At 67.3% G+C, this 6,574-nt stretch carries 7 protein-coding genes and 1 pseudogene; 3 read left to right on the top strand and 5 right to left on the bottom strand.

The genetic code is table 11. The features are described from left to right. Positions 1 to 678: pseudogene (locus A9W96_RS14760) on the top strand (nitrite/sulfite reductase); the annotation flags it as partial. After that, positions 675 to 1,418, top strand: coding sequence for a phosphoadenylyl-sulfate reductase (locus A9W96_RS14755; RefSeq protein ID WP_066862664.1), 744 nt, complete (start codon positions 675 to 677; stop codon positions 1,416 to 1,418). The pseudogene A9W96_RS14760 and the gene A9W96_RS14755, both read left to right, overlap by 4 nt. A 137-nt stretch (positions 1,419 to 1,555) precedes the next feature. On the opposite strand, the gene A9W96_RS14750 is transcribed toward A9W96_RS14755, so the two are convergent. From A9W96_RS14750 to A9W96_RS14730, 5 genes are all read right to left on the bottom strand, one after another. Beyond that, on the bottom strand, positions 1,556 to 2,641 hold the full coding sequence (locus A9W96_RS14750; protein WP_066862667.1) for a sulfate/molybdate ABC transporter ATP-binding protein: 1,086 nt from the start codon (positions 2,639 to 2,641) through the stop codon (positions 1,556 to 1,558). An 8-nt stretch (positions 2,642 to 2,649) separates the two neighbouring features. Then, a complete protein-coding gene (cysW, locus tag A9W96_RS14745) occupies positions 2,650 to 3,468 on the bottom strand; it encodes a sulfate ABC transporter permease subunit CysW (RefSeq protein ID WP_066879391.1) in 819 nt (272 codons plus the stop codon). Further along, positions 3,465 to 4,337 (bottom strand): sulfate ABC transporter permease subunit CysT, encoded by an 873-nt coding sequence (gene cysT / locus A9W96_RS14740; protein WP_066862675.1) that lies wholly within the window; start codon positions 4,335 to 4,337, stop codon positions 3,465 to 3,467. Before cysT ends, cysW begins: the two co-directional genes overlap by 4 nt. Beyond that, the gene (locus A9W96_RS14735) at positions 4,334 to 5,365 is read right to left on the bottom strand and encodes a sulfate ABC transporter substrate-binding protein (protein WP_066862678.1); all 1,032 of its coding nucleotides are present in this window, start codon (positions 5,363 to 5,365) and stop codon (positions 4,334 to 4,336) included. Before A9W96_RS14735 ends, cysT begins: the two co-directional genes overlap by 4 nt. A gap of 333 nt (positions 5,366 to 5,698) precedes the next feature. After that, the gene (locus A9W96_RS14730; RefSeq protein WP_231997791.1) at positions 5,699 to 5,899 is read right to left on the bottom strand and encodes a hypothetical protein; all 201 of its coding nucleotides are present in this window, start codon (positions 5,897 to 5,899) and stop codon (positions 5,699 to 5,701) included. Between the two features lie 229 nt (positions 5,900 to 6,128). Here A9W96_RS14730 and A9W96_RS14725 point away from each other — a divergent pair. After that, positions 6,129 to 6,574, top strand: a 446-nt coding sequence (locus A9W96_RS14725) for a trehalase-like domain-containing protein (RefSeq protein WP_231999687.1), incomplete at its 3' end; no start/stop codon positions are given.

The following is a 6,574-nucleotide window of genomic DNA, read 5'->3' as shown; positions in this document are numbered from 1 at the left end:
CACGTCGGGGTGCAGCGGCTCAAGAACGGGCTCAACGCGGTGGGCGTCGCCTCCATCGCCGGACGGGTGTCGGGCACCATCCTCACCGCGGTGGCCGACCTCGCCGAACAAGCCGGCTCGGACCGGATCCGGCTCACCCCGTATCAGAAGCTGGTCATCCTCGACGTGCCCGACGACAAGCTCGACGAGCTGATCGCCGGCCTGGAGGCGCTCGGCCTGCAGTCGAAGCCGTCGCATTGGCGCCGGAACCTGATGGCGTGCACGGGGATTGAGTACTGCAAGTTGTCTTTCGCCGAAACCCGGGTCAAGGCGCAGTCTTTGGTGCCCGAGCTGGAGCGCCGGCTCGCCGACATCAACGACCAGCTCGACGTGCCCATCACCGTCAACATCAACGGCTGCCCCAATTCGTGCGCCCGCATTCAGGTGGCCGACATCGGGCTCAAGGGTCAGATGGTCGACGACGGAGAGGGCGGCTCGGTCGAGGGTTTTCAGGTTCACCTGGGCGGCAGCTTGGGTCTGGACAGCGGATTCGGCCGAAAACTGCGCCAGCACAAGGTCACCAGCGACGAGCTCGGCGACTACATCGAGCGGGTCACACGTAACTTCCTGAAATATCGCGGTGAGGGTGAACGTTTCGCACAGTGGGCTATGAGGGCAGACGAGGACGATTTGCGATGAGCGAACGAACAACCAAGCTTCCAGAAGCCGAATTGCGGGCGCTTGCCGCCCGCGGCGCGGCCGAGCTGGAGGGCGCCAGCGCCGCCGACGTGTTGCGTTGGACCGACGAAACGTTCGGCGGCATCAACGGGCCCCGCGGCTGGGCCACCTGCAATTACGTGGTGGCTTCCAGCATGCAGGAGGCCGTGCTGATCGATCTGGCGGCCAAGGTGCGTCCGGGTGTGCCGGTGGTGTTCTTGGACACCGGTTATCACTTTGTGGAAACCATCGGCACCCGGGATGCGATCGAATCCGTGTACGACATCCGGGTGCTCAACGTCACTCCAGAACACAGCGTCGCCGAGCAGGACAGGCTGCTGGGCAAGGACCTGTTCGCGCGGGACCCGAGCGAATGCTGCCGGCTGCGCAAGGTCGCGCCGCTGGGCAAGACGCTGCGCGGATACTCCGCCTGGGTGACCGGCCTGCGCCGGGGTGAGACCGCCGCGCGCGCCAACGCCCCAGTGGTCGGATTCGACGAGGGCTTCAAGCTTGTCAAGGTCAACCCGCTGGTCGAATGGTCCGACGAGGACGTGCAGAACTACATCGACGACAACGGCGTGCTTGTCAATCCGCTTATGTACGAAGGCTATTCGTCGATCGGCTGCCAACCCTGCACGGCCAAGCCGCTGGCCGGGGCCGATCCGCGCAGCGGACGTTGGCAGGGCCGGGCCAAGACCGAATGCGGTTTGCACGCGTCATAGCAGTTCAACATTCGACAGGTTCCGCCACCGCCGACCAGGTGGGAATCGGACCGACGAGTGGATCTGAAAACCGATAGCGCATCCGCTAGCGCGTTGGCGAATCGGATAGTGGTCGGCCCGCGGTTCTCATGCGGCGACTACGCCGACGTCAGGGTGCTCTCATCCTGGTCGGCCTCGTCCGCACGACTTGCGTTGGCGGCCAGGGCGATCGGGGGAACCCGGGTGGCCCGCACGTAGACGGTGTCGCCCTCGCGCAGGGCCAGCGCCTCGGCGTCGCCGCGGGTGATCTGCGCGGTGAAGAATCCGCCGGTGGCCGCGCTGGTCAACTCGACCCGCACCTCGAAGCCCAGCGTCACCACCCGGTCGACGACGGCGCGCACCACCCCGACGGACTCGGCCGTGCCGTCACCGCCGGCGATCGCCATCTCGGGATTGCGGCCCACCCGGATATCGTGCGGGCGCACCAAAGTGCCGTTCAGGGTGGACACCGCACCGAGGAATGACATCACGAACGCGTTCGCCGGGGTGTCGTACACGTCCGTCGGGGAGCCGACCTGTTCGATTCGGCCCTTGTTCAGCACCGCGATGCGGTCGGCGACGTCGAGCGCCTCGGCCTGGTCGTGGGTGACCAGCACCGTGGTCACGTGCACCTCGTCGTGCAGGCGCCGCAACCACGCCCGCAGATCCTCACGCACCTTGGCGTCCAGCGCGCCGAACGGCTCGTCGAGCAGCAGCACCTGCGGGTCGACCGCCAACGCCCGCGCCAGCGCCATGCGCTGGCGCTGACCGCCGGACAACTGGTTGGGGTAGCGGGCCTGAAAGCCGCTCAGTCCCACCACTTCGAGCAGGTTGTCGACCTTGGCCTTGATCTCGGCCTTGGGCCGCTTGCGGATCTTGAGTCCGTAGGCCACATTGTCGCGCACCGTCAGGTGCTTGAACGCCGCGTAGTGCTGAAACACGAATCCGATGCCGCGGCGCTGCGGCGGCACCCGGGTCACGTCGCGGCCGTCGATCGTGACGGTTCCGGTATCGGGTTGGTCGAGCCCGGCGATGGTGCGCAGCAGGGTCGACTTGCCCGAGCCGCTGGGACCCAGCAACGCCGTCAGCGACCCGGTGGGCACGGCGAAGTCCACATGGTCCAGCGCGACGAAATCGCCATAACGTTTGTTGGCGTCGCGCACGACGATGGCGAGGTCGTCCCGGTTGGCGTGAGTCACGGTCATTCTCCTCGTCAGGCCTGCTTCGCCGCTCGTGCACGGCGCGCGTCCAGCACTACCTGGAAAACCAGCACCAGCACCGCAACCCCCATCAGCAGCGTGGACAGCGCGTAGGCGCCGTATTCCGCACCGCGGTTGTACCGGTCGGAGACAAGCAATGTCAGTGTCTGCGACTTTCCCGGCAGGTTCGACGACACCATCAGCACGGCACCGTACTCCCCCAGGGTACGTGCAATGGTCAACACGATGCCGTAGGTCAGACCCCACCGGATCGACGGCAGCGTGATCCGCCAAAACGTCTGCCACCACCCCGAACCCAGGGTGGCCGCCGCCTCCTCCTGGTCGGTGCCCAGCTCGTGCAGCACCGGCTCCACTTCGCGCACCACGAAGGGCAGCGTGACGAAGATGCTGGCCAGCACGATGCCCGGCAGGCCGAAGATGATCTTGAACCCGAGGTCCTGTTCGACGAATCCGAGCGCACCGGCCGAGCCCCACAACACGATCAACGCGACACCCACGATGACGGGCGAGACCGCGAACGGCAGGTCGATGACCGCCTGCAGCACGCCCTTGCCGCGAAACCTGTTGCGCGCGAGGACCAATGCGGTGGGGATGCCGAAGATGACGTTGAGGGGTACCACGATGGCCACCACCAGCAGCGTCAGGTTCAGCGCCGAGATCGCCGCGGGGGTGCTGACCCAGGCGTAGAACTGGCCCAGCCCGGGTCGGAACGTGCGCCACAGGATCAACGCCACCGGAATGACCAGCAGCACGAAGATGTAGGCGAGCGCGACGAACCGCAACCAATAGCGCACTCCCGCCGACGATGTCATGCGGACAGCTCCTCTCGCTTGGCCGCGCGGCCGCCCACGATCCGCAGGATGAGCAGCACGACAAACGAAATGCCCAACAGCACAATCGATATCGCGGCTGCACCGGTGCGGTCGTCGTTCTCGATCAACGTGCGGATCCACTGTGAGGACACTTCGGTCTTGCCGGGCACCGCACCGCCGATGAGCACCACCGAACCGAACTCGCCGATCGCCCGGGAGAAGGCCAGCCCCGCCCCGGACAACAACGCGGGCAGCAGCGACGGCAGCACCACCGAGGTGAAGATCTTCGGCCCGCTGGCACCCAGCGACGCCGCGGCCTCCTCGGTTTCGCGATCCAGTTCGAGTAGCACCGGCTGCACGGCACGCACCACGAACGGCAGCGTGACGAAGGCCAGGGCGACCGCCACACCCCACGACGTGTGCTGCAGATGTAGACCGACGGGGCTGTGGTTGCCGTACAACGCCAGCATCACCAGGCTGGCGACGATGGTCGGCAGCGCGAAGGGCAGATCGATGATCGCGTCCACGAGGCGCTTGCCCGGAAAGTCATCCCGCACCAGCACCCACGCGATCACCAGGCCGAAGACCAGGTTGAGCACCGTGACCCCGGCCGAGATCGTCAGGGTCACCCGGAACGATTCCAGCGCGGCATTCGAGGTGACCGCGAGCCAGAAGGCGTGCCAGCCGCCGCCCGCGGATTGCCACGCGATCGCCGCCAACGGCAGCAACACGATCACCGAGAGCCAGACGGTGGCCACGCCGACGCGCAGCGCGGTGGTGCCGCGGCCGCGTCCGGGCAGCGGGCCCGGTGGCGCGTCGCCGCTGAGCTCGGGCCGGACCGCCAGCGGGTCCGGGGTGATGGCGGTCATCCGGTGGCCTTCGTGTAGATCTTCGTGATGCTGCCGGAGTTCTTGTCGAACAGCTGCGGGTCCGCCGTGGCCCAGCCGCCCAGCTCGGCGATGGTCCACAGCTTCGCCGGCACCGGGTACTGGTTGCGGAAGTCGGCGGCGACGGCCGGGTCGACCGGGCGGAAACCGGCTTGCGCCCAGACCTTTTGGGCCGCGGCCGTGTACTGGAAGTTCTTGAAGGCGACGGCGGCGTCCAGATGCGGGCTGGTGTTGACCACCGCCACCGGGTTGTCGATCTTGAAGGTCTGCGCCAGGTTGATGTGTTCGACCGGCTTTCCGGCCCGCTCGGTGGCGATGGCCTCGTTCTCGTAGCTGATCAACACGTCACCGCTGCCCTGGACGAAGACGTCGGTGGCCTCCCGCCCCGATCCGGGGCGCAGTTTCACGTGTTCGGTGACCAGCTTCTTGATGAACGCAACCCCGGCGTCGCTGTGGGCGCCGCCTTCGCTCTTGACCGCATACGGCGCGAGCAGGTTCCACTTGGCCGATCCGGAGCTCAGCGGGCTGGGGGTGATGACCTCCACTCCGGGCCGCAGCAGGTCATCCCAATCCCTGATGTTCTTCGGATTGCCCTTGCGCACCACCAGCGTGACGACCGAACCGAACGGAATTCCCTTGGTGGCGTCGGTATTCCAGTCCTTGGCGACCTTGCCGGCCTTGACCAGTCGCGCGATGTCGGGTTCGACGGAGAAGTTGACGACGTCGGCCGGCTTGCCGTCGACGACGCCGCGGGACTGGTCACCGGAGGCCCCGTAGGAGGTGACCACCTGCACGCCCTTGCCCTCGTCGGAGGCGTTGAACGCCGGAATTATCTTGCTCCAACCGGGTTCTGGGACCGAGTAGGCGACCAGGGTGATGCTGGTGCGCGCGTTGGCCAGACCACCGCCGCCGACGGCATCACTGGCGCCGCCGTGGCACCCGGCGATGACGCCGGCGATCAGGGCAAGTGCGAGGACGGGCCGCCAGCGCGATGCGGTCCTTGTGTCCATTGAGGGCCTTCCGGTGCGAGAGGTATGGGAGTCGGGTCCCGTTTCTGCGGAAAGGCACCTAAAACTTCAGGAGAATTCGAAAACTCCAGACCAGACCGCGCACGGGTTTGGGAGTCAGCGACAACAGTGCACGAGGGCATAGCACTCCGAGATGCTCATCGCCACGCGCATGGCGGGAAGCCTAACAGGAATTGACGTTGCCGCCACCGCGACGGCGGCTGTGCAGAGGGCCCGCGGCCGTTAGCGGTGCATCGCGTGGGTCACCAGCCACGTGACGATCACCAACGCCACCAGGATGACCAGAATCAGGGTCACGTGTGACCGAGGCATGGGCTACCCGGGCGTCCCGTCGTGGCGGGCGCGGCGCATCAGCTCGATGCCCTTCCCGAGCACGCCATCCAGCAGGGCCGCCGTCGCGTAGGCCACCACCAGCACGGCGGGCACCACCACCAGGGCCTGCAGCACGAAAGGCAGCCCCGAAAGCCACAGCTCGTTGCCGTCCCACCAGTTGAGGAACGCGTTCACGGGGCTCACCCTATTCGGCCCGACCGCCGAAGACCATCGGCCGGCCGGGAACACGCGCCGGCATGGGTCCGACGCAGCGGATCGCCGCGCGGCGCGCCACCACGGTGAAACGTTGGACGCGGGACCGCTGAGCAGCGATGATGTCCAGATGGTTTTGCACGCCCAGCCCGACGACCAACCGGCCCCGCCGGACGGTGCCCTGCCCGGGGAAGAGTTTGACGCCGCCTCGGCCACGTCGATGTCGTCGTCCATCGACCTGCGCACGCCCGGGCCGCTCGCTCCCAGCGCGGCCCTGCGGAACCCGTTCCCGCCGATCGCCGACTATGCGTTCCTGTCGGACTGGGAAACCACGTGCCTGATCTCCCCCGCCGGATCGGTCGAATGGCTCTGCGTGCCCCGCCCGGATTCGCCCAGCGTGTTCGGTGCGATCTTGGACCGCAGCGCCGGCCATTTCCGGCTGGGCCCGTATGGCGTCTCGGTGCCCTCGGCCCGCCGGTACCTGCCCGGCAGCCTGATCATGGAAACCACCTGGCAGACCCACACCGGGTGGCTGATCGTGCGCGATGCGCTGGTGATGGGCCCGTGGCACGACCTGGAGCGGCGGTCTCGGACGCACCGCCGCACCCCGATGGACTGGGACGCCGAGCACATCCTGCTGCGCACGGTGCGCTGCGTCAGCGGCAC

The organism is Mycobacterium sp. 1245852.3 (genome assembly GCF_001669335.1).
GTDB classification, from domain to species: Bacteria; Actinomycetota; Actinomycetes; order Mycobacteriales; family Mycobacteriaceae; genus Mycobacterium; species Mycobacterium europaeum_A.
Note: the sequence above shows the minus strand (reverse complement) of the source record. Positions and strands in the feature narration are given on the sequence as shown.